The 20615-nt window shown below is 60.1% G+C and carries 21 protein-coding genes; 11 read left to right on the top strand and 10 right to left on the bottom strand.

Features of this window, described 5'->3' with window-relative positions:
- Positions 1-93 precede the first annotated feature (93 nt).
- The 4 genes from purM to AC3IUA_RS07465 all read left to right on the top strand — a co-directional run bounded on the left by purM (position 94) and on the right by AC3IUA_RS07465 (position 3180).
- Positions 94-1152 (top strand): phosphoribosylformylglycinamidine cyclo-ligase, encoded by a 1059-nt coding sequence (gene purM / locus AC3IUA_RS07480; RefSeq protein ID WP_010456810.1) that lies wholly within the window; start codon positions 94-96, stop codon positions 1150-1152.
- Between the two features lie 11 nt (positions 1153-1163).
- The gene (gene purN, locus AC3IUA_RS07475) at positions 1164-1814 is read left to right on the top strand and encodes a phosphoribosylglycinamide formyltransferase (RefSeq protein ID WP_489362267.1); all 651 of its coding nucleotides are present in this window, start codon (positions 1164-1166) and stop codon (positions 1812-1814) included.
- A gap of 8 nt (positions 1815-1822) precedes the next feature.
- The gene (locus AC3IUA_RS07470) at positions 1823-2536 is read left to right on the top strand and encodes a DUF3108 domain-containing protein (RefSeq protein WP_489359814.1); all 714 of its coding nucleotides are present in this window, start codon (positions 1823-1825) and stop codon (positions 2534-2536) included.
- 338 nt (positions 2537-2874) lie between these two features.
- Positions 2875-3180: a hypothetical protein gene (locus AC3IUA_RS07465; protein WP_489359813.1), complete on the top strand. Its 306-nt coding sequence runs from the start codon at positions 2875-2877 to the stop codon at positions 3178-3180.
- Between the two features lie 91 nt (positions 3181-3271).
- Here AC3IUA_RS07465 and AC3IUA_RS07460 read toward each other — a convergent pair whose 3' ends face one another.
- The 7 genes from AC3IUA_RS07460 to AC3IUA_RS07430 form a co-directional block, all read right to left on the bottom strand.
- Complete coding sequence (locus tag AC3IUA_RS07460) at positions 3272-3811, bottom strand: DUF2058 domain-containing protein (protein ID WP_489359812.1); 540 nt, start codon at positions 3809-3811, stop codon at positions 3272-3274.
- Between the two features lie 24 nt (positions 3812-3835).
- The gene (mazG, locus tag AC3IUA_RS07455) at positions 3836-4669 is read right to left on the bottom strand and encodes a nucleoside triphosphate pyrophosphohydrolase (RefSeq protein WP_489359811.1); all 834 of its coding nucleotides are present in this window, start codon (positions 4667-4669) and stop codon (positions 3836-3838) included.
- 123 nt (positions 4670-4792) lie between these two features.
- Positions 4793-7036: a GTP diphosphokinase gene (relA, locus tag AC3IUA_RS07450; protein ID WP_489359810.1), complete on the bottom strand. Its 2244-nt coding sequence runs from the start codon at positions 7034-7036 to the stop codon at positions 4793-4795.
- A 121-nt stretch (positions 7037-7157) separates the two neighbouring features.
- Positions 7158-8510, bottom strand: coding sequence for a 23S rRNA (uracil(1939)-C(5))-methyltransferase RlmD (gene rlmD, locus AC3IUA_RS07445; protein ID WP_489359809.1), 1353 nt, complete (start codon positions 8508-8510; stop codon positions 7158-7160).
- Positions 8510-9412, bottom strand: coding sequence for a cysteine synthase CysM (gene cysM, locus AC3IUA_RS07440; RefSeq protein WP_489359808.1), 903 nt, complete (start codon positions 9410-9412; stop codon positions 8510-8512). Before cysM ends, rlmD begins: the two co-directional genes overlap by 1 nt.
- A 122-nt stretch (positions 9413-9534) precedes the next feature.
- Positions 9535-10890 (bottom strand): HAMP domain-containing sensor histidine kinase, encoded by a 1356-nt coding sequence (locus AC3IUA_RS07435; RefSeq protein ID WP_489359807.1) that lies wholly within the window; start codon positions 10888-10890, stop codon positions 9535-9537.
- Complete coding sequence (locus tag AC3IUA_RS07430; RefSeq protein WP_489359806.1) at positions 10877-11605, bottom strand: response regulator transcription factor; 729 nt, start codon at positions 11603-11605, stop codon at positions 10877-10879. The genes AC3IUA_RS07435 and AC3IUA_RS07430 overlap by 14 nt, the downstream gene beginning before the upstream one ends.
- Positions 11606-11826: 221 nt before the next feature.
- Between AC3IUA_RS07430 and AC3IUA_RS07425 the strand changes: the two genes are divergently transcribed.
- The 4 genes from AC3IUA_RS07425 to AC3IUA_RS07410 all read left to right on the top strand — a co-directional run bounded on the left by AC3IUA_RS07425 (position 11827) and on the right by AC3IUA_RS07410 (position 16565).
- Positions 11827-14580 carry a response regulator gene (locus AC3IUA_RS07425; RefSeq protein ID WP_489359805.1) on the top strand — a complete coding sequence of 918 codons (2754 nt, stop codon included), beginning with the start codon at positions 11827-11829 and terminating at the stop codon, positions 14578-14580.
- Positions 14581-14645: 65 nt separating this feature from the next.
- On the top strand, positions 14646-15635 hold the full coding sequence (locus AC3IUA_RS07420) for a 2-hydroxyacid dehydrogenase (RefSeq protein ID WP_489359804.1): 990 nt from the start codon (positions 14646-14648) through the stop codon (positions 15633-15635).
- Between the two features lie 91 nt (positions 15636-15726).
- Entirely contained in the window at positions 15727-16161 is a 435-nt protein-coding gene (locus AC3IUA_RS07415; RefSeq protein ID WP_489359803.1) for a hypothetical protein, read from the top strand.
- Positions 16161-16565, top strand: coding sequence for an META domain-containing protein (locus AC3IUA_RS07410; RefSeq protein ID WP_489359802.1), 405 nt, complete (start codon positions 16161-16163; stop codon positions 16563-16565). The genes AC3IUA_RS07415 and AC3IUA_RS07410 overlap by 1 nt, the downstream gene beginning before the upstream one ends.
- A 183-nt stretch (positions 16566-16748) precedes the next feature.
- On the opposite strand, the gene AC3IUA_RS07405 is transcribed toward AC3IUA_RS07410, so the two are convergent.
- A complete protein-coding gene (locus tag AC3IUA_RS07405; protein ID WP_489359801.1) occupies positions 16749-17216 on the bottom strand; it encodes a TlpA family protein disulfide reductase in 468 nt (155 codons plus the stop codon).
- A 125-nt stretch (positions 17217-17341) separates the two neighbouring features.
- Between AC3IUA_RS07405 and arsC the strand changes: the two genes are divergently transcribed.
- From arsC to AC3IUA_RS07390, 3 genes are read left to right on the top strand one after another with little or no spacing between them, the layout of a single operon-like run.
- A complete protein-coding gene (gene arsC / locus AC3IUA_RS07400) occupies positions 17342-17695 on the top strand; it encodes an arsenate reductase (glutaredoxin) (RefSeq protein ID WP_489359800.1) in 354 nt (117 codons plus the stop codon).
- Positions 17692-18297, top strand: a complete 606-nt coding sequence (gene wrbA / locus AC3IUA_RS07395; RefSeq protein ID WP_489359799.1) for an NAD(P)H:quinone oxidoreductase — start codon at positions 17692-17694, stop codon at positions 18295-18297. Before arsC ends, wrbA begins: the two co-directional genes overlap by 4 nt.
- Positions 18290-18712 carry a DUF2069 domain-containing protein gene (locus AC3IUA_RS07390; protein WP_489359798.1) on the top strand — a complete coding sequence of 141 codons (423 nt, stop codon included), beginning with the start codon at positions 18290-18292 and terminating at the stop codon, positions 18710-18712. The genes wrbA and AC3IUA_RS07390 overlap by 8 nt, the downstream gene beginning before the upstream one ends.
- Positions 18713-18852: 140 nt before the next feature.
- Here the strand turns inward: AC3IUA_RS07390 and AC3IUA_RS07385 are convergent, their stop codons facing one another.
- Together AC3IUA_RS07385 and ttcA are read right to left on the bottom strand one after the other, a co-directional pair.
- Positions 18853-19524, bottom strand: a complete 672-nt coding sequence (locus tag AC3IUA_RS07385) for a DNA-3-methyladenine glycosylase I (protein WP_489359797.1) — start codon at positions 19522-19524, stop codon at positions 18853-18855.
- Between the two features lie 78 nt (positions 19525-19602).
- Positions 19603-20427, bottom strand: coding sequence for a tRNA 2-thiocytidine(32) synthetase TtcA (gene ttcA / locus AC3IUA_RS07380; protein ID WP_489359796.1), 825 nt, complete (start codon positions 20425-20427; stop codon positions 19603-19605).
- Positions 20428-20615 lie beyond the last annotated feature (188 nt).

Below are 20615 nucleotides of genomic sequence, written 5' to 3'. Positions count from 1 at the left end.
CGGAAATTCGCGTCGGCAATTGCCCTTCGCCTGTTTCAGTGGGTCCCACTGGACTCGGTCGTTACCCCTGAATCCCCCCTAAAGGCCTGGATCATGAGCAAGCAACCCTCCCTGAGCTACAAGGACGCCGGTGTAGACATCGACGCCGGTGAAGCATTGGTCGAACGCATCAAGAGCGTCGCCAAGCGCACTGCGCGCCCGGAAGTCATGGGCGGCCTGGGCGGTTTCGGCGCCCTCTGCGAAATCCCGGCCGGTTACAAGCAACCGGTTCTGGTCTCCGGTACCGACGGCGTTGGCACCAAGCTGCGTCTGGCACTTAACCTGAACAAGCATGACAGCATCGGCATCGACCTGGTCGCCATGTGCGTCAACGATCTGGTGGTGTGTGGCGCAGAGCCGCTGTTCTTCCTCGACTACTACGCCACCGGCAAACTCAATGTCGAGACCGCGACCCAGGTCGTGACCGGCATCGGCGCTGGCTGTGAGTTGTCCGGCTGCTCGCTGGTCGGCGGCGAAACCGCTGAAATGCCGGGCATGTACGAAGGCGAAGACTACGACCTGGCCGGTTTCTGTGTCGGCGTCGTGGAAAAATCCGAAATCATCGACGGTTCGAAAGTTGCAGCCGGCGATGCTCTGCTCGCCCTGCCTTCTTCCGGTCCGCACTCCAATGGTTACTCGCTGATCCGCAAGATCATCGAAGTGTCCGGTGCCGACATCGAAAACATCCAGCTCGACGGCAAGCCGCTGACCGACCTGCTGATGGCCCCGACCCGTATCTATGTGAAGCCGCTGCTCAAGCTGATCAAGGACACCGGCGCAGTCAAGGCCATGGCCCACATCACCGGCGGTGGCCTGCTCGACAATATCCCGCGCGTTCTGCCAAAAGGCGCACAAGCGGTAGTTGACGTGGCGAGCTGGACCCGTCCGGCCGTGTTCGACTGGCTGCAAGAGAAAGGCAACGTCGACGAAAACGAAATGCACCGCGTGCTGAACTGCGGCGTGGGCATGGTCATCTGCGTGGCTCAAGAGCACGTTGAAACCGCCCTGAACGTCCTTCGTGAAGCCGGCGAGCAACCATGGGTCATCGGCCAGATCGCGACTGCCGCCGAAGGCGCCGCCCAGGTCGAGCTGAAAAACCTCAAGGCGCACTGATGCAAGAGCCGATGTCAGCAACCTGTGATGTAGTGGTGTTACTGTCGGGCACCGGCAGCAACTTGCAGGCTCTGATCGACGACAGTCAGGCCGGGGACAACCCGGCCCGTATCCGCGCGGTGATCTCCAACCGCGCCGATGCCTATGGCCTGCAACGTGCCAGCGATGCGGGCATTGAAACCCGCACGCTCGATCACAAGGCTTTCGAAGGTCGCGAGGCCTTCGATACCGCTTTGATCGAACTGATCGACGCCTTCGAACCCAAGCTGGTAGTCCTGGCCGGATTCATGCGCATTCTCAGCGCTGATTTCGTGCGTCACTATCAGGGTCGCCTGCTCAACATCCATCCCTCGCTGCTGCCCAAATACAAAGGGTTACACACTCATCAGCGCGTGCTGGAGGCCGCAGACACCGAGCACGGCTGCAGTGTGCACTTCGTGACCGAGGAACTCGATGGCGGACCACTGGTCGTACAGGCAGTGATCCCGGTAGAGTCAGGCGACTCGCCGCAAAGTCTGGCGCAGCGGGTTCACGTCCAGGAACACCGGATTTACCCGATGGCCGTGCGCTGGTTTGCCGAAGGCCGGTTAGCGCTTGGCGAACAGGGTGCTTTACTGGATGGTGAGTTACTGGCGGCCAGCGGCCACTTGATTCGAAACTAGGAGATTTTATGCGTCGTGCCCTGCTCTTCGCTTGTGCTCTGTTTGCCCTCCCCCTCGTGCAGGCAGCAGAACTTCAACCCTTCTCCGCCAGCTATACCGCCGACTGGAAGCAACTTCCCATGAGCGGCACGGCTGAACGCAGCCTGAAACAGAACGCCGATGGTTCATGGACCCTGAATTTCAAGGCTTCCATGATGATCGCCAGCCTGAACGAAGAAAGCACCCTGCGCCTCGACAAGGACACCCTGCTGCCTGAGTCTTACCACTTCGAACGCGGCGGTCTGGGCAAAGCGAAAAAAGCCGATCTGGATTTCGACTGGACGACCAAGATGGTCACCGGCACTGATCGCGGCGATCCCGTCAAATTGCCGCTGAATCGCGGCATGGTCGACAAGTCTACCTATCAGCTGGCGCTCCAGCATGACGTAGCGGCGGGCAAGAAGAGCATGAGCTACCAGGTGGTTGATGGCGGCGATGTCGACACCTACGACTTCCGCGTGCTGGGCTCGGAAAAAGTCGACACCAAGGCCGGCCAGATCGATGCGATCAAGGTCGAGCGCGTACGCGACCCGACGCAAAGCAAACGCATCACCGTGATGTGGTTCGCCAAGGACTGGGATTACTTGCTGGTACGCCTGCAACAGGTCGAAACGGATGGCAAGGAGTACAACATCATGCTCCTGAATGGCAACGTCAACGGCAAGTCTGTCAAAGGCAGCTGATCGACCCAATCAAAAAGCCTCGCGATTGCGGGGCTTTTTTTTCGTCTGCTGACTGATCGCTCCCACGCAGAGTGAACAATCGATCAGCCTCCCCTCATCATCGCTTACCTAATTGTCAACAATCCGAAACAAGATAATCCCTTCAAAAAACACGGCAACGTACTACAGCCCAACGGGGTCGATCACAGCAAAATACCCCCATCCCAACTGCCTCAAGCACGGCAAAGAGCGAGCACATGAGGAGAAGCACTTAGCTTATCACCGGAGGTTTGAAAAGAGACACACAGCAGGCGAACAGGGGGAGGTTCGGCGACATCAATTAGCCGAGAGGTTAAAGGATGAAGGACTCAAGTAGAAACTGGCAGATTTCGGTCATTTTATGTACAGCCTGCGTGCTCGTTTTCCCCTTCAATGTGGCTGAACTCTATATCTATTTCAAATTAGGCGTCTTTGAGCCCTATACCTACCTCATGGCTATCCCTCCAGGCTGCGCGTCTTTTTTGCTGGTCCAGACAGCCGTCGCCATTGCGCTGTATCGCAGAGCGTGGATCAGGGCGCATTCGATATTTTTGTTCTTGTGGTTGATCAATATCAGCGTCTTCGGCTTGCTGATCTGGAGCACAGTTTCTGACCAGACTCTGTAAGAAAATTATCTGCACGCTGGGATGGTCTTCCCACGAGAGCTACAACACGACAAACCCCGCCTTTTGAGTGGGGTTTGTCACTTCTAACTCATCACCACATCAGATCATCGGGGATCTGATAGGCCGCGTACGGATCATTTTCATCCGGCGCTTCGGTCTCCACGTTGAGTTGCACGATGCGTTGCGGATCGCGCTCCTGGATCTTCAGCGCGGCCTCACGGGGGATCACTTCATAGCCGCCGCCATGATGAACGATCGCCAGCGACCCATTGCTGAGCTTGTTGCGCATCAGCGTATTCACCGACAGGCGCTTGACCTTTTTGTCGTCGACGAAGTTGTAGTAATCCTCAGTGGTCAGCTTCGGCAGGCGTGTCACTTCGATCAATTGCTTGATCTGCGCGGCACGGGCTTTGTGCTCGGCCTTTTCCTGTTGCTGACGATTGAGTTCCTGGTCGCGCTTGACCTTCTCGGCCAGGGCTTCCTGGGCCAGTCGCTGCTGGGTATCGTCCTGTTCAATCTGGCCTTTGTGGACCAGACGCTGCTGTTTCTGTTTTTCTTTGCCGACCTGTTTGGCCTGCTTTTGGTTGACCAGCCCTGCTTTGAGCAACTGGTCGCGAAGGGAAAGGCTCATGTACTTACTCACTTAGGCAACGGCTCAGCCGCAGCTGGGCAAATTCTTTTCCTGACGTTTGGCTTCGCCCCACAAGGCGTCCAACTCTTCGAGGGTGCAATCTTCTATGGGACGGTGGGTGTCGCGCAATGCCTGTTCGATAAATCGGAAGCGTCGCTCGAATTTGCTGTTGGCACCGCGCAAGGCGGTTTCCGGATCGACCTTGAGGTGCCGGGCCAGATTTACCACTACAAACAGCAAATCTCCAACTTCATCGGCGATAGCCGCAGAGTCATTGTCGGCCATGGCTTCGAGCACTTCATCGAGCTCTTCACGAACCTTGTCGACCACCGGCAAGGCGTCGGGCCAATCGAAACCGACCTGGGACGCACGTTTCTGCAATTTCGCCGATCGGGACAACGCCGGCAGCGCAGCGGGGACATCATCGAGCAAGGACAGCTGTTTCGGCGCATGGGACTTCTCGGCCCGCTCCTCGGCCTTGATCTGTTCCCAGCGCTGCTTGACCTGCTCCTCGTCGAGCCGCGGAATATCCAGCGGCGCATACAGATCGCCGGTCGGGAACACATGGGGATGACGCCGAATCAGCTTGCGGGTGATGCTATCGACCACCCCGTCGAATTCGAAGCGCCCTTCTTCCCGTGCCAGCTGACTGTAATAAACCACCTGGAACAGCAAATCACCCAGCTCGCCCTGCAGGTGATCGAAATCTCCGCGCTCGATGGCATCAGCGACCTCGTAGGCCTCCTCCAGGGTATGGGGCACGATGGTGTGGTAGGTCTGCTTGAGATCCCACGGACAGCCGTACTGCGGATCCCGCAGACAGGCCATCAGGTGCAACAAGTCTTCAAGGCTATACATCAATCACTCTCGTTGAAACGCACCCCCGTAGGAGCTGCCGCAGGCTGCGATCTTTTTTCCAGGAGCACCGCAGATCAAGATCAAAAGATCGCAGCCTGCGGCAGCTCCTACAGGGACCGCATTTCAAGGCGTTCGGTTACGGCGGGTTTCGATGATGTTCGGCAACTGGGAAATACGCCCCAACAACCGCCCCAACGCATCCAGCCCCGGAATCTCGATGGTCAAGGACATCAACGCGGTGTTGTCTTCCTTGTTCGACCGGGTGTTGACCGCCAGCACGTTGATCCGCTCGTTGAGCAGCACTTGCGAGACGTCACGCAGCAATCCGGAACGATCGTAGGCGCGGATGATGATGTCGACCGGATAGGTCAACACCGGCACCGGGCCCCAACTGACCTGGATGATCCGCTCCGGCTCACGACTGCTCAACTGCAGCACTGACGCACAGTCCTGACGGTGGATGCTGACGCCCCGGCCCTGAGTGATGTAGCCGACGATCGCATCCCCCGGCAACGGTTGGCAGCAGCCGGCCATCTGGGTCATCAGGTTGCCGACGCCCTGGATCTGGATATCCCCGCGCTTGCCGGGCTTGTAACCGGTGGCCTTGCGCGGAATCAGTTCCAGCTGTTCGTTGCCGCGTTCCGGCTCGACCAGTTGCTGGGCCAGATTGACCAGTTGCGCCAGGCGCAAATCACCGGCACCGAGGGCGGCGTACATATCCTCGGCGGTCTTCATGTTGGCCTTATCGGCCAGCTTGTCGAAGTCCACCGCTGGCAGACCGAGGCGACTGAGTTCGCGTTCGAGCAAGGTTTTACCGGCCGCGACGTTCTGATCGCGCGCCTGCAATTTGAACCAGTGAACAATCTTTGCCCGGGCCCGCGAGGTGGTGATGTAACCCAGGTTCGGGTTCAGCCAGTCGCGACTTGGCGTGCCGTGCTTGCTGGTGATGATCTCGACCTGCTCACCGGTTTGCAGGCTGTAGTTGAGCGGAACGATGCGCCCGTTGATCTTGGCGCCGCGGCAGTTGTGACCGATTTCGGTGTGCACGCGGTAAGCAAAGTCCAGCGGTGTCGCGCCCTTCGGCAAGTCGATGGCATGACCGTCCGGGGTGAAGATGTACACCCGATCCGGTTCGATATCGACCCGCAGTTGTTCGGCCAGACCACCGATATCCCCCAGCTCTTCATGCCATTCGAGCACCTGACGCAGCCAGGAGATTTTCTCTTCATAGTGATTGGAGCCGGCCTTGACGTCGGTGCCCTTGTAACGCCAATGGGCGCAAACACCCAGCTCGGCCTCTTCGTGCATCGCATGGGTGCGAATCTGCACTTCCAGCACCTTGCCTTCAGGACCGATGACCGCCGTATGCAACGAGCGGTAGCCGTTCTCTTTCGGGTTGGCGATATAGTCGTCGAATTCTTTCGGGATGTGCCGCCACAAGGTATGGACGATTCCCAGCGCGGTGTAGCAGTCGCGCATTTCCGGCACCAGCACCCGCACCGCGCGCACGTCGTAGATCTGGCTGAACTCCAGACCCTTGCGCTGCATTTTGCGCCAGATCGAATAGATGTGCTTGGCCCGGCCGCTGATGTCGGCATCGACGCCGGTGGCCTGCAACTCGCTCTGCAATTGGTTCATCACATCGGTGATGAACCGCTCGCGATCGAGGCGACGTTCATGCAGCAACTTGGCAATCTGCTTGTACTGATCGGGCTCCAGATAACGGAAGGACAAGTCCTCCAGTTCCCACTTGATATGCCCGATTCCGAGACGGTGAGCCAAGGGCGCATAGATGTCGAATACTTCCCGGGCGACCCGGTTGCGCTTTTCGTCATCGGCGGTTTTCACCGCACGAATCGCGCAGGTACGTTCGGCCAGTTTGATCAACGCGACACGCACGTCATCGACCATCGCCACCAACATCTTGCGCAGGTTTTCCACCTGGCCCTGGCTGCCCAGTACCAACGACTGGCGCGGGCTCAGACTGGCGCTGATCGCCGCCATGCGCAGCACGCCGTCGATCAGCTTCGCCACCACCGGGCCGAAACGCTGGCTGACCGTCGTGAGCGGGATCTGTCCTTCACGGACGCCGCGGTACAGCACCGCGGCCACCAGCGAATCCTGATCGAGCTTGAGGTCGGCGAGAATTTCCGCGATCTCAAGACCCGTACGAAAACTCGACATCCCCTCAGCCCAGAGGTTCTTTGCCGCATTATCTTGCTGCTCGGCCTCGCGAGCGAACTCGCAGGCTTCTTTCAAGGCTTCACGGTCCAGCGCCATGTCGACACTGACCGCATGATCGAGCCATGCCTCGAGATTGATACTGCCGTCGGTGTTGATCGGCTGGTGTGCTCTCACCTGTACCATCTTGCTTACCTTCCCTACGACGCACATTCAATGCATCAAAATCGCTGGCCTTCATTGCCAATGTTCCCTCGCTGGGCTGGCGAGGGTCATGCATCAGCGGGCCAGTCGGACCAGAACCATCCTAGTTCGCTTCAAATAACGCCATGGCCTCGACATGTGCCGTTTGAGGAAACATATCGAGGATCCCGGCACGTTTTAACCGGTAGCCCTGCTTGATCAATTCAGCTGTGTCGCGCGCCAGGGTTGCCGGGTTGCACGACACATAAACCAACCGTTTGGCACCCAGGGTTGCGAGCTTGCGCACCACCTCGAAAGCACCGTCACGGGGTGGGTCCAAGAGTACCGCAGAAAAGCCCTCGCCGGCCCATTCGGCATCGGCCAAAGGCTGGGATAAATCGGCTTGAAAAAACTTCACGTTATGAAGATTATTGCTAGCCGCATTTTCGGTGGCGCGTTCGACCATGGTCGCCACGCCTTCCACCGCCACCACATCCTTTACCTGCCGAGCCAGCGGCAGCGCAAAGTTACCCAACCCGCAGAACAAATCAAGAACCCGATCGTCAGCCTTCGGCGCCAACCACTCCAGCGCCTGGGCCACCATCGCTTCATTGACCAAGGCGTTGACCTGGACGAAATCTCCCGGCCGATAGGCCAGCTGCAAATCCCAGGTCTCCAGGCGATAGCCCAGTTGCTGATCCGATTCGACCGGTTGCGGCTCGCCTTCGCCGTGAAGCCACAATTGGGCCTCATGAAAGGCGCAGAATTCCTTGAGTATGGTCAGGTCAGCTTCAGACAGCGGCGCCATGTGCCGTAGCAAAAATGCGCTGGATGAACCCCGGAACAATTCGACATGCCCCAACGCCTGAGGTTTGCTCAAGCGTCGGAGCATTTCCGGCAAGCGCTTCATGATCGGCTGCAAGGGCTGTACCAGCACCAGGCAATCGTTGATGCCGACAATGTCCTGGCTGCCTGCAGCACGAAAACCCACCTCGAGTTTTTTCGCCTTGGCATCCCAACGTACCGCCACCCGGGCGCGACGCCGGTAGCCAAACTCAGGCCCGCTCAAAGGTGCGGCCCACTCTTCGGGCTCGACCCCGGCAACCCGCGACAACTGCTCGGCGAGCATGCGCTGTTTCAGTGCCAGCTGTTCGGCATGGGGCAGATGCTGCACGCTGCAACCGCCGCAACGCCCGGCATGGGCGCACGGTGCCGGGCGACGCAGGTCACTGGCCAGCACTACTCGTTCAGTTCGTGCTTCGACGACTTTCCCGTGGGCACCCAGGACTCGCGCCTCGACCTCTTCACCGGCCAGAGCGCCGGTGACGAACCAGGTACGTCCTTCAAGGAAGGCGATGCCGCGGCCGTCGTTGGCCAGTCGTTCGATGGTCAAGCGCTGTTTTTTGCCGGTGGGCACTTGCGGGGCCCGGCTGCCGCCAGTCGGTTGGAAGCGCAGGCCTCTCTCTTGCTTGGCCATCAGTTGGGCGCGTCAAAAATGCCGGTCGACAGGTAACGGTCGCCACGGTCACAGATGATCGCGACCATCACCGCGTTTTCGACTTCCCGGGACAGACGCAGCATCGCTGCCACCGCACCGCCCGAGGACACTCCACAGAAAATGCCCTCTTCGCGGGCCAGACGACGGGTCACGTCCTCGGCTTCGCTTTGGGCCATGTCGACGATCCGGTCGACCCGATCGGCCTGATAGATCTTCGGCAGGTATTCCTGCGGCCAGCGGCGGATGCCGGGAATGGCCGAGCCTTCCATCGGTTGCAGGCCAACGATCTGCACCTGCGGGTTCTGCTCCTTCAGGTAGCGCGAAACGCCCATGATGGTGCCGGTGGTACCCATGGAGCTGATGAAATGGGTGATGCTGCCGCCGGTCTGGCGCCAGATTTCCGGGCCGGTGCCGGTGTAGTGCGCCTCGGGGTTGTCAATGTTGGCGAACTGGTCCAGTACCTTGCCGCGGCCTTGTGCCTGCATTGTTTCGGCGAGGTCGCGAGCGCCTTCCATGCCCTCTTCCTGGGTCACCTGGATCAGCTCGGCGCCATAGGCGGTCATCGCCGCCTTGCGCTCGGCGCTGGAGTTGCCGGGCATGATCAGGATCATCTTGTAGCCCTTGATCGCCGCGGCCATCGCCAGGGCGATCCCGGTGTTGCCCGAGGTCGCTTCAATCAGCGTATCGCCGGGATGGATCTGCCCGCGCAATTCGGCACGGGTGATCATCGACAGCGCCGGGCGGTCCTTGACCGAACCCGCCGGGTTATTACCCTCGAGCTTGAGCAGCAGGGTATTGCTGGTGTCGCCGGGCAGGCGCTGCAAACGGACCAGCGGAGTGTTGCCGACGCAATCGGCGATGGTTGGGTACTGCAAGATCATGGCGTATTCGCAATCCAGACTGCGGGGGCGACTATCATACCGACAAACGCCGGGAGTCCATATCACGCAAAGTACGGTGCTTATGGCTTATGGGTATAAGCAGCGACGTGGTGTGCGCCCGATCAATGAGCCAACAAGCGCATATTCAACCGCAACCCCTGTCCGGTGTTTTCCGCCCACAAGCTGCCACCCTGACGCTGCACCGCATTGCGCGCGATGCTCAAGCCCAGGCCGAACCCTCCATCGCCCGGACGCGAGCCATCGAGACGGGTGAACGGTGCGAAAATCCGCTCCAGCTCTTCCTCGGCCACGCCACCACCCTGATCTTCCAGCCACAGGTGCCAATACGCGCCCTGTCGATGACCGTCCAGACGCACGATACCTCCCGCCGGAGAATGACGAATGGCATTGCGCAGGATGTTTTCCAGCGCCTGGGCGAGGGTGTTCAGGTGACCGCGCACCCAGCAGGAGGCCCCCAGTGAACATTGCAACTGAGTCGCTGGCCAGCCGCTTTCGAAACAGGCATTTTCGCTGAGCATTTCCCACAGTGCCTGGACCTGGATCTCCTCTTCGGCCAGCGGCGCGCGTTCAGTGTCGAGCCAGGCCAGTTGCAGAGTGTCTTCCACCAGCCGCTGCATGCCATCGACTTCCCGCCCCAGGCGTTCGCGCAGTTGCTCCAGGCTTTGCTCGCTTTCACTGGCCACGCGCAAGCGGCTCAAGGGCGTGCGCAGTTCGTGAGACAGGTCCCGGAGCAATTGCTGCTGTAACACCACGGTACTTTGCAGCCGTTCGGACATCTGATCGAAAGCCCGCCCCAACTCACCCAGCTCATCCGCGCGACTGGTAGTCTGCGTCGACAGGCGTGCACTCAGTTGACCAGCGCGCCAGGCGTTGGCCTGTTCGCGCAAGTTATTCAAGGGCACGACCAGCAAGCGATACAAGCCGACGCACAGCAGCAGCGTGAACAGCCCGGGGATCACCCCGTTGGTCACCACCCGCCAGAACACCCGGTAACGCCCGGGCATGAAACGCTGCGGCAGTTCGATCACCAGGCTGCCGGCGGCGGGATCGTTGGGGAATGGAATTTTCAACCAGGGCAAACCACGGGCACGCCGGCTCACCGGCCAATCCAGGCCCCGCAAAAAGGTCAGGCGCTGGTTTTGCGCTTCATTCAGCGGATAGCTGCTGAGCGACTGCAGATCGTGGCCGATTACCCCGACCCAGTTGCGTTCACGCTCGCCCATTCCCTGCAACCAGGCATCGACACCGGCATCCTGCCCTTGAACCCAGGCCTGCTCGGCTTCGGCGGCGTAACCACTGAGAGTGATCCGCGCTTCATCGGACAAGAACAGATTCTTCTTCTCCATGTACCGACCCCAGGACCAGCTCAGCCAGATAATCAGCAGACAGAACGCCACCAGCAACAAGGCCAGCTTCCAGAACAACGAGTGCCTGCCTGGCAGATCAGACCACTTCATCGATCGCACTCAGCACATAACCTTTGCCCCAGACCGTGCGCACTTCACGTTCGCTGTAGCCGATCGCCTTGAGCTTGCGGCGGATCTGGCTGATATGCATATCCAGGCTGCGGTCATGGGGGGCGTAACCACGCTGCAGGACATGCTGATAAAGGAAGGCTTTGCTCAGCACTTCATCGTCATTGCGGTTCAGGGTCTCCAGCAACCGGTACTCGCTGCGGGTCAAACCGGCCCATTGCCCGGTGTAATGCACATCGCCCCCATCATCGTCGAAACGCAGGCTTTGGCTTTGGCTTTGGCTGTCGAGCGGCGCCGGAGTCTGTCGGCGATCCAGCGCGACCCTGCGCAGGATGGCTTCGATGCGCACCCGCAACTCGGCCATGCTGAAGGGTTTGGGCAGGTAGTCGTCGGCCCCCAGCCGAAAGCCACTGATACGGTCCGCCTCGGCACCCAATGCGGACATCATGATCACCGGGATCGAATGGCTTTCACGCAATCGGGTCAGCACCGCCAGGCCATCCATGCCCGGCAGGAGAATATCCATCAGCACCAGATCGAAGGCCTGCTGCCGGGCAATCTCCAGCCCCTCCCTGCCGTTCTGGCACCAGGTCACCTGAAAACCACAGCGCCCCAGGTGCTCATGGACATAAGCACCCAACACGAGGTCGTCTTCAATTGCCAGAATACGCGGATGGCCAACAGGTACGGGATTCATTAGCTTCTGCAAGTAATTCTCAATTGGCGATTATTCAAGATTGCTCCCCGTCGAGCAACCCGAGCCTGCGGATTAAGGGCGCGGCACTTGCTGTAGCTCAGGGACAATGGCGTTAATCTACGAAGAATGCCTGTCGGCAAATGGCTACACTGCGCAGGTGTTACGTGTGCGTCAGTCATTTGTCTGTCGTTGAAAAAACAGCGTGGAAGCAGGAGAGTTGCGTGCTTGAGAAACTCGGAATAAAAGGCCGCGTGCTATTGCTGACCTTGCTGCCGACCAGCCTGATGGCCTTGGTGCTGGGTGGCTATTTCACCTGGATGCAGCTGTCCGACCTGCAAACCCAGCTTCTGCAACGTGGCGAAATGATCGCCGAACAACTGGCGCCGCTGGTGGCCCCCGCGATGGGCCGTGACGACACCGATTTACTCGAGCGCATCGCGACCCAGTCCCTGGAACAGCCGGATGTTCGTGCTGTGTCTTTTCTCGCGCCCGACCGCACGTTACTGGCGCATGCCGGCCCGAGCATGCTCAACCCGACGCCGACCGGTAACAGCAGCCACATGCTGCAACTCAGTGGCAGCGACGCGACTCGTTACCTGCTGCCGGTGTTCGGCCGGCACCGCAACCTGGCCGGCGACCTGATCCCTGATGAAGCCGACCGAATGTTGGGCTGGGTCGAACTCGAGCTGTCCCACAGCGGTATGCTGCTGCGCGGCTATCGCAGCCTGTTTGCCAGCCTGCTATTGATTGCCACGGGCCTCGCCGGCACGGCGCTGCTGGCGCTGCATATCAGCCGAAGCATCAACAGGCCGCTGAGCCGGATCAAACATGCCGTCGCGCAGCTCAAGGACGGCAACCTCGAAACCCGCCTGCCGGCACTCGGCAGCCAGGAGCTGGATGAGCTGGCGTCGGGGATCAACCGCATGGCCAGCACCCTGCAAAACGCCCAGGAAGAGCTGCAGCACAGCATCGACCAAGCCACCGAGGACGTTCGACAGAACCTGGAGACCATTGAAATCCAGAACATCGAGCTGGACCTGGCGCGCAAGGAAGCGTTGGAAGCAAGCCGGATCAAGTCCGAATTCCTGGCCAACATGAGCCATGAGATCCGCACACCACTCAACGGCATCCTCGGCTTCACCCATTTGTTGCAGAAAAGCGAATTGACGCCCCGCCAGCTGGATTACCTGGGCACCATCGAGAAATCTGCCGACAACCTCCTGGGGATCATCAACGAAATTCTCGACTTCTCGAAAATCGAGGCTGGCAAACTGGTGCTCGACAGCATTCCCTTCAACCTGCGTGACCTGCTGCAGGACACCTTGACCATCCTCGCCCCGGCGGCTCATGCCAAGCAGCTGGAACTGGTGAGCCTGGTCTATCGCGATACGCCGCTGTCACTGATCGGCGACCCGCTGCGCCTCAAACAGATCCTCACTAACCTGGTGAGCAACGCGATCAAGTTCACCCGCGAAGGCACCATCGTGGCCCGCGCCATGCTCGAAGAAGAGCATGAAGACAGCGTGCAACTGCGCATCAGCATTCAGGACACCGGTATCGGCTTGTCGAACCAGGATGTCCGCGCACTGTTTCAAGCCTTCAGCCAGGCCGACAATTCACTGTCCCGGCAACCCGGTGGCACCGGTCTGGGGCTGGTGATTTCCAAGCGACTGATCGAACAGATGGGTGGCGAGATCGGCGTCGAGAGCACGCCCGGCGAAGGCTCCGAGTTCTGGATCAGCCTGAGCCTGCCCAAAGCCCGCGACGATGCTGAAGACCTGCCGTCAGCGCCGCTGCTCGGCCGGCGGGTGGCGGTGCTGGAAAACCATGAACTGGCCCGCCAGGCCTTGCAGCATCAGCTGGAAGACTGCGGCCTGGAGGTCACGCCGTTCAACACCCTGGAGGCCTTGACCAACGGCATCACCGGCGCCCACCAGACCGATCAGGCGATCGATCTGGCGGTGCTCGGCGTCACCACTCAGGACATGCCGCCCGAGCGCCTCAATCAGCATATCTGGGACCTTGAGCATTTGGGCTGCAAGGTGCTGGTGCTCTGCCCGACTACCGAGCAGACCCTGTTTCATCTCTCGGTGCCTAACCCCCACAGTCAATTGCAGGCCAAACCGGCCTGCACCCGCAAACTGCGCCGGGCCCTGGCCGACCTGGTCAATCCCCGGCCATTGCGCAACGAGCCCGGCGAACCGCTCTCCAGCCGTGCGCCGCGGGTGCTCTGCGTCGATGACAACCCGGCCAACCTGTTACTGGTGCAAACCCTGCTTGAAGACATGGGGGCCAAGGTGCTTGCGGTCGAGAGCGGCTATGCCGCGGTCAAGGCAGTACAAAAGGAAGCCTTTGACCTGGTGCTGATGGACGTGCAAATGCCTGGCATGGATGGGCGCCAGAGCACTGAAGAGATTCGTCAGTGGGAAAGCGAGCGCCATGGCACTCCGCTGCCGATCGTGGCCTTGACCGCCCATGCCATGGCCAATGAAAAACGCGCCTTGCTGCAAAGCGGGATGGACGACTACCTGACCAAACCCATCAGTGAGCGCCAGTTGGCCCAGGTGGTGTTGAAGTGGACCGGGCTTGCACTGCGCAATCAGGGACCGGAACGCGCCGGCGAGTCCTACCTCAATGGCACCGAACTGCAGGTGCTCGATCATGCAGAAGGGCTGCGTCTGGCGGCGGGCAAAGCCGATCTGGCCGCAGACATGCTGGCCATGTTGCTCGCCTCGCTGGAGGCCGACCGTGAAGCCATCCGTATCGCCCGAGAAACCAGTGACCAGAACGCGCTGATCGAGCGGGTCCATCGGCTGCATGGGGCCACCCGTTACTGCGGCGTACCGCAACTGCGTGCCGCCTGCCAGCGCAGTGAAACCCTGCTCAAGCAGGACGATCAAAAGGCTTGGGCCGCCCTCGATGAACTGGACCGTGCCATCAACCGCCTGGCCAGCGAAGCCCGGATCAGTGCCTGACCCACGGCAATAACAACGATGCCGCCAAGGGTTAAGCTCAACGAACCCAGAACAAGGATGAAGCCATGCGTACGATTCTCTTCAGTAGCCAGACCTATGATCGCGACAGCTTCCTCGGCACTGAGCTGCCGGCCGGTATCGAATTGCAGTTTCAATCGGCGCGACTGAGCCTGGACACGGTGGCCCTGGCCAAGCACCACGAAGTAGTCTGTGCCTTCATCAATGATGACCTCAGCGCAGCAGTGCTCGAACAATTGGCGGCCGGCGGCACCCGGCTGATCGCCCTGCGCTCGGCCGGCTACAACCATGTCGACCTGCCGGCAGCGAAACGCCTGGGGCTGAGTATCGTGCGCGTTCCCGCCTACTCGCCCCACGCGGTGGCAGAACATGCGGTGGCGTTGATACTGGCGCTGAACCGACGCCTGCATCGGGCCTACAACCGTACCCGCGAAGGCGATTTCAGCCTGCACGGGCTGACTGGATTCGATCTGGTGGGCAAAACCGTCGGCGTGGTCGGCACCGGGCAGATCGGCGCCACCTTTGCCAAAATCATGGCCGGGTTTGGCTGCCAGCTGCTGGCCTGTGACCCCTATCCCAACCCGCAAGTAGAAGCCCTCGGTGCTCGCTACCTGAGCCTGCCCGACCTGCTGGCGCAAGCGCAGATCATCAGCCTGCATTGCCCGCTGACCAGTGACAGCAAACACCTGATCAACCAACAGTCACTGGCCCATATGCAGCCGGGCGCGATGCTGATCAACACCGGACGCGGCGGCCTGGTGGACACCCCGGCGCTGATCGACGCGCTGAAGAACGGTCAATTGGGCTATCTGGGCCTGGATGTGTATGAGGAAGAAGCGCAGCTGTTCTTCGAGGACCGCTCCGACCTGCCGTTGCAAGACGACGTGCTGGCGCGTCTGCTGACCTTCCCGAACGTTATCGTCACCGCCCACCAGGCCTTCCTGACCCGCGAAGCGCTGGCCGCGATTGCCGCGACAACGGTGCACAACATTGCCGCCTGGGCCGCCGGCACTCCGCAGAATCTGGTGGAAGGCTGAGTCACGGGTCGCCTGCCGGATCGAAGGTCACTCAGGCGGGTCATGCCGGGTTCGTCCGCGTGCTAGCATAGCGCCCATATTTGGAGGACCCATGGTCGAACACGATTTCCGCTACACCCTGATGAGCCCGCAACACACCCTGATCGAATGCCGCGCCCTGGTGCCGGGTCGTTATCAGGTCACCGGCAACGGTGGCTCGATACGCAACGACGACGTGCTGGTGGTCACCTTGAAAGGCAGCAAGGACTTGTCCATGCGCCTGACCGTGGAAAAAGTCCGTCACCTGATCAACCCGATTGGCCAATGGGTCGCCGTGGCCAGTGGCCCGGTGTTCGGTGAACTGGCGATTCACACCTGGAAGGTCAATTGCGACAGCTGTTCGGCCGAGCTGAGCTTCGAGTTCGCGGTTGACGCCAAACTCGGCGCCCAGGCCCAAAAGCCTGCCGCCACGGCACGCATTGCCGAATTGGGCTGGGTAAGCAAAGACGAGAAGCACCTGTGCCGCAAATGTCAGGAGGCAAGCTGATGAAACGCCTTGCCCTCATGGGGATGGCCGGCGCCAGCCTGTTGGGCTGCGCCGCTGAACCGGTGAAGTTGCAACAGGAACGCAGCTACATTCTGGAGTGGATCGGCGAACGTCCGCTGATCGACCGAAGCCACCTGACCATCACCCTGGGTGAAGATGGTCGGGCGTATGGCACTGGCGGTTGCAACCACTGGTTCGCGCCCTACACCCTGGAAGGCGACAAGCTCAGCTTCGGCAAGGTCGGCAGCACTCGAAAACTGTGCGCACCGGCGTTGATGGAGCAGGAAAAACGCTTCCTGAATTCACTGGAAACCGTGCAACGCTGGGACATTTCGCCGATCGAGCAAGTGCGCTTCTGGCCGGCCGAAGGCAAGCCGTTGCGTTGGTGGCTGGAAGAGGGTTAAACCCGGGCCCTTCTGGGCTTTCTTGTGGCGAGGGAGCTTGCTCCCGTTCGGCCGGTCCGCGCTCGGGCGAAGCAGTCGTAAAACTGGCATGTGCGGTGTATCTGACAGATCGGGGTCACAGGTTTTAGGGCCGCTGCGGGGGCAAGCCCCCTCGCCACAGGAAGCCCCCTCGCCACGGCCCCTTCAATTCTTCGCCTGCAACGCCTCAAGCTTCGCCATCACTTGCGCCGCCGTCTGCTCGCCCATCAGTTGCTCACGCACCTTGCCCTTGTCATCGATAATGTAGGTCACTGGCAACGCCTCGCTGCGCGGTAACTCGAAATAGTCGGCCGGATCCTGGGCCAGCACGGTGAACCTGATCCCCAGCGCGTCACTGGCTTTCTTCAGTTCCTCGCCTTGCACATTGTCGAAATTGACCCCGAACACGCCGATCGACTTGCCCTTCAGCTGCTCGGACAATGCGTTGAGCTCGGGAATCTCCGTTCGGCACGGACCACACCATTCGGCCCAGTAATTGAGCACCAGCCATTGTTTATCCAGGCGCTCGGATGCGATCTTCTGCCCCTGCTGATCAACGCCATAGTCATTGCCACAGCCTCCGAGCAGCACGGTCGTGATAATTGCCAATGCCGCAGCCAATCGCCTAGTCATGTCTTGGTCCTTGTCGAAAACCGGTTCTGAATTCACCCTGACTGCGACCCGTCACCCGCGAAGGTTCAGGACTGCTCGTCACACAGGTAGAATAGCTGCCACCTTACACAAGATGCGACCCGCACATGACCGATCTGACGCTTTATCACAACCCGCGCTGCTCGAAATCCCGCGGTGCGCTGGAACTGCTGCAAGCCCGTGGCCTGACCCCAACCGTAGTGCGCTACCTGGAAACCCCGCTGGATGCCGCGCAACTGCAAAGCCTGCTGGGCAAATTGGGCATCAGCGCTCGAGAACTGCTGCGCACCGGCGAAGACGAGTACAAGACCCTCAACCTGATGGACAGCAACCTGAGCGAGGCACAACTGATCGCCGCCATGGCCGCACACCCGAAACTCATCGAGCGGCCAATCCTGCAAATCGGCGACAAAGCCGTGATCGGTCGTCCGCCGGAGAAAGTCCTGGAGCTCCTGCCGTGAGTGCGCCGTACATTTTGGTGCTGTATTACAGCCGCAATGGCTCGACCAACGAAATGGCCCGACAAATAGCTCGCGGAATCGAACAAGGCGGGCTTGAAGCACGGCTGCGTACGGTGCCGGCGATTTCCGCCGAGTGTGAAGCCGTGGCGCCGAGCATCCCGGAAGAAGGCGCGCTGTACGCCAGCCTCGACGACCTGAAGAACTGCTCGGGCTTGGCCCTCGGTAGCCCGACCCGCTTCGGCAACATGGCCGCGCCGTTGAAGTACTTTCTCGATGGCACCAGCAACCTGTGGCTGACCGGCGCCCTGGTCGGCAAACCGGCCGGGGTCTTCACTTCCACCGCCAGCCTGCACGGCGGCCAGGAAACTACCTTGTTGTCGATGATGCTGCCGTTGCTGCACCACGGCATGCTGATCACTGGCCTGCCCTACAGCGAATCAGCTCTGCTGGAAACCCGCGGTGGCGGCACCCCTTACGGCGCCAGCCACCACGCGGGTGCCGATGGCAAAAGTCCATTGAACGAACACGAAGTCGCTCTGTGCCGGGCATTGGGCCTGCGTCTGGCGAAAACTGCCCTGCAACTGGAGAGCAACCGTGGCTAAAAAGCCCAAGATCCTGCCGTCGATCGAGTGGCTGGAACCGCGTGTGCGGGTCGCCCGCGTACTGAGCCTGATCTGCTTTCTCGGCCTGATCGGCCTGCTGTGCGCGTATTACCTGGTCGTCGCCGACCTGCATGGCGCGCGGCCGTGGGTAATCCTGCTGATCGAACTGGTACCGCTTCTGCTGCTGGCGCCGGGCATGCTCAGCGGCAGTGCCCGCGGACATTCATGGATGTGTTTTGTGGTGAATCTGTACTTCATCAAGGGCGCATTGGCTGCCTACGATCCGAACCGACAGCTGTTCGGTCTGCTGGAAATGGCCGCCAGCCTGGCGCTGTTCTGCAGCGCATTGCTGTACGTACGCTGGCGCTTTCAGCTCAATCGCAAGTTGGCGGGGGAAGGCGAGGTGCCAGCCTGACAGACAGCCTTCGGGGGCAAGCCCCCATGCCAGCCAGTTAAGCAGCGTGTGCCCCAAAAAGATCGCAGCCTGCGGCAGCTCCTACAGGTTTTGCATACACCTGATAATTTGTGGGGGCACGCGAATGAGGCGACGCGGTCTCAATGGTTGACGGTATACGCCAGCATCATCGAGATCTGGCACATCGGCCGGCCACTCTCGGCATGCCATTGGTTGAAGGCGTTCTGCACGATGGCCAGATCCCGCAGACTGGTCGGCACTTTGTCGATGATCTGCTGCGCATTCAGCGCCGCCACCACGTCGTAGCTCGGCACAAAGGTATCCTTGCCGACCATCCGCAGAAAACGCGGGGCCGACAATCCGCCCAGCTGGTGGCCATGTTTACTCAGGTATTTCCATAGCCCGACGATATCAGTCACCGGCCAGTCGGCGATCAGCGCACCGAAACTACCTTTCTCTTGCGCTACATCCAGTACCAGCTGCGCATTGCGCGGCACGCTCTTGAGCTTGCCCAGGTGGCGAATGATCCGTGTGTCCTGCATCAATCGCTCAAGGTGCTCGGCGCCCATCAGCACCACTTTCTCTGGATCGAAGCCGAAAAACACCTCTTCGAACGCAGGCCATTTGGCGTCCACCAGGCTGTGCTTGAGGCCGGCGCGGAACACCCTTAACGCCAGGGTCGACAGGTAGCGGTCATCGCTGATCTTGCGCAATTGCGCCGGGGTCTTGGGGACAGGCAGATGGGCTTCCAGTTCGGCCGCCGAACCGAAACGGTTCAAACAGTATTCGTGCAGCCACTTGTAATCGCGCATGCCCTCTCCTAATGACAAAAAACACAAACGGCGCTCAAGGGAGCGCCGTCAATCAGAATCGCAGAACCGCGGTATGGATTAGAGATTCACCACATTGACGAAACGCGAGGCGGCCGTTTCGTCGATCCGCAGGCTGGTGAAGTCGAACAGGTTGCGGTCGGCCAATTGTGACGGAATGACGTTCTGCAAGCTGCGGAAAATGCTTTCGGTCCGGCCCGGGGTCTTGCGTTCCCATTCCTGAAGCATTTCCTTGACCACCTGACGCTGCAGGTTTTCCTGAGAACCACAGAGGTTGCACGGGATGATCGGGAATTGCTTGAAGTCAGAGTAGGCCTGGATGTCTTTCTCGTTGCAGTACGCCAGCGGCCGGATCACCACATTGCGTCCGTCATCGGCACGCAGCTTGGGCGGCATGGCCTTGAGCGAGCCGTTGTAGAACATGTTGAGGAAAAAGGTTTCGACGATGTCATCACGGTGGTGACCGAGGGCCATCTTGGTCGCGCCGATCTCGTCGGCGAAGGTGTACAGCGTGCCACGGCGCAGGCGCGAGCATAGCGAGCAGGTGGTCTTGCCTTCGGGAATCAGCTCCTTGACCACCGAATAGGTGTCTTTTTCGACGATGTGGTATTCCACGCCCAGGGTTTTCAGATACGCCGGCAGCACATGCTCGGGAAAACCCGGCTGTTTCTGGTCCATGTTCACCGCGACGATGTCGAACTTGATCGGTGCGACCTTCTGAAAGTGCATCAGCACGTCAAGCAAGGTGTAACTGTCCTTGCCGCCGGACAGGCAGACCATGACCTTGTCGCCCTCTTCGATCATGTTGAAATCGGCGACGGCCTCACCGGCCTGCCGGCGAAGGCGTTTCTGCAGCTTGTTCTGATTGACCGTAAGAGTGCCCATGGCGCTGAAATCCGCGAAAGTGGGTGACGAAAAGCCGAACATTTTACGCAAAAAGCTCGCGCTGGCGAAGAGCCCTGACTATCCCTGCAGGCCGCCGCATCCCCCTGTGGGTTATGCATACAGATGACGACGCGATTACCAGCCGCTTTTACAGCGCAATTTGCTCTAAAGCGCCGCACCGTTGCGAT

This window comes from Pseudomonas sp. KH_050, from assembly GCF_057838875.1.
Note: the sequence above shows the minus strand (reverse complement) of the source record. Positions and strands in the feature narration are given on the sequence as shown.

What these genes read in the sequence shown, in the direction of transcription:
- cysM (WP_489359808.1), bottom strand. Translation starts at nt 9,412, where the DNA reads ATGATCTTGCAGTACCCAACCATCGCCGATTGCGTCGGCAACACTCCG.
- arsC (WP_489359800.1), top strand. Translation starts at nt 17,342, where the DNA reads ATGACCGATCTGACGCTTTATCACAACCCGCGCTGCTCGAAATCCCGC.
- AC3IUA_RS07470 (WP_489359814.1), top strand. Translation starts at nt 1,823, where the DNA reads ATGCGTCGTGCCCTGCTCTTCGCTTGTGCTCTGTTTGCCCTCCCCCTC.
- AC3IUA_RS07420 (WP_489359804.1), top strand. Translation starts at nt 14,646, where the DNA reads ATGCGTACGATTCTCTTCAGTAGCCAGACCTATGATCGCGACAGCTTC.
- AC3IUA_RS07430 (WP_489359806.1), bottom strand. Translation starts at nt 11,605, where the DNA reads ATGAATCCCGTACCTGTTGGCCATCCGCGTATTCTGGCAATTGAAGAC.
- AC3IUA_RS07385 (WP_489359797.1), bottom strand. Translation starts at nt 19,524, where the DNA reads ATGCGCGATTACAAGTGGCTGCACGAATACTGTTTGAACCGTTTCGGT.
- ttcA (WP_489359796.1), bottom strand. Translation starts at nt 20,427, where the DNA reads ATGGGCACTCTTACGGTCAATCAGAACAAGCTGCAGAAACGCCTTCGC.
- AC3IUA_RS07405 (WP_489359801.1), bottom strand. Translation starts at nt 17,216, where the DNA reads ATGACTAGGCGATTGGCTGCGGCATTGGCAATTATCACGACCGTGCTG.
- AC3IUA_RS07435 (WP_489359807.1), bottom strand. Translation starts at nt 10,890, where the DNA reads ATGAAGTGGTCTGATCTGCCAGGCAGGCACTCGTTGTTCTGGAAGCTG.
- purM (WP_010456810.1), top strand. Translation starts at nt 94, where the DNA reads ATGAGCAAGCAACCCTCCCTGAGCTACAAGGACGCCGGTGTAGACATC.
- AC3IUA_RS07410 (WP_489359802.1), top strand. Translation starts at nt 16,161, where the DNA reads ATGAAACGCCTTGCCCTCATGGGGATGGCCGGCGCCAGCCTGTTGGGC.
- purN (WP_489362267.1), top strand. Translation starts at nt 1,164, where the DNA reads ATGTCAGCAACCTGTGATGTAGTGGTGTTACTGTCGGGCACCGGCAGC.
- AC3IUA_RS07415 (WP_489359803.1), top strand. Translation starts at nt 15,727, where the DNA reads ATGGTCGAACACGATTTCCGCTACACCCTGATGAGCCCGCAACACACC.
- rlmD (WP_489359809.1), bottom strand. Translation starts at nt 8,510, where the DNA reads ATGGCCAAGCAAGAGAGAGGCCTGCGCTTCCAACCGACTGGCGGCAGC.
- mazG (WP_489359811.1), bottom strand. Translation starts at nt 4,669, where the DNA reads ATGTATAGCCTTGAAGACTTGTTGCACCTGATGGCCTGTCTGCGGGAT.
- AC3IUA_RS07465 (WP_489359813.1), top strand. Translation starts at nt 2,875, where the DNA reads ATGAAGGACTCAAGTAGAAACTGGCAGATTTCGGTCATTTTATGTACA.
- relA (WP_489359810.1), bottom strand. Translation starts at nt 7,036, where the DNA reads ATGGTACAGGTGAGAGCACACCAGCCGATCAACACCGACGGCAGTATC.
- AC3IUA_RS07460 (WP_489359812.1), bottom strand. Translation starts at nt 3,811, where the DNA reads ATGAGCCTTTCCCTTCGCGACCAGTTGCTCAAAGCAGGGCTGGTCAAC.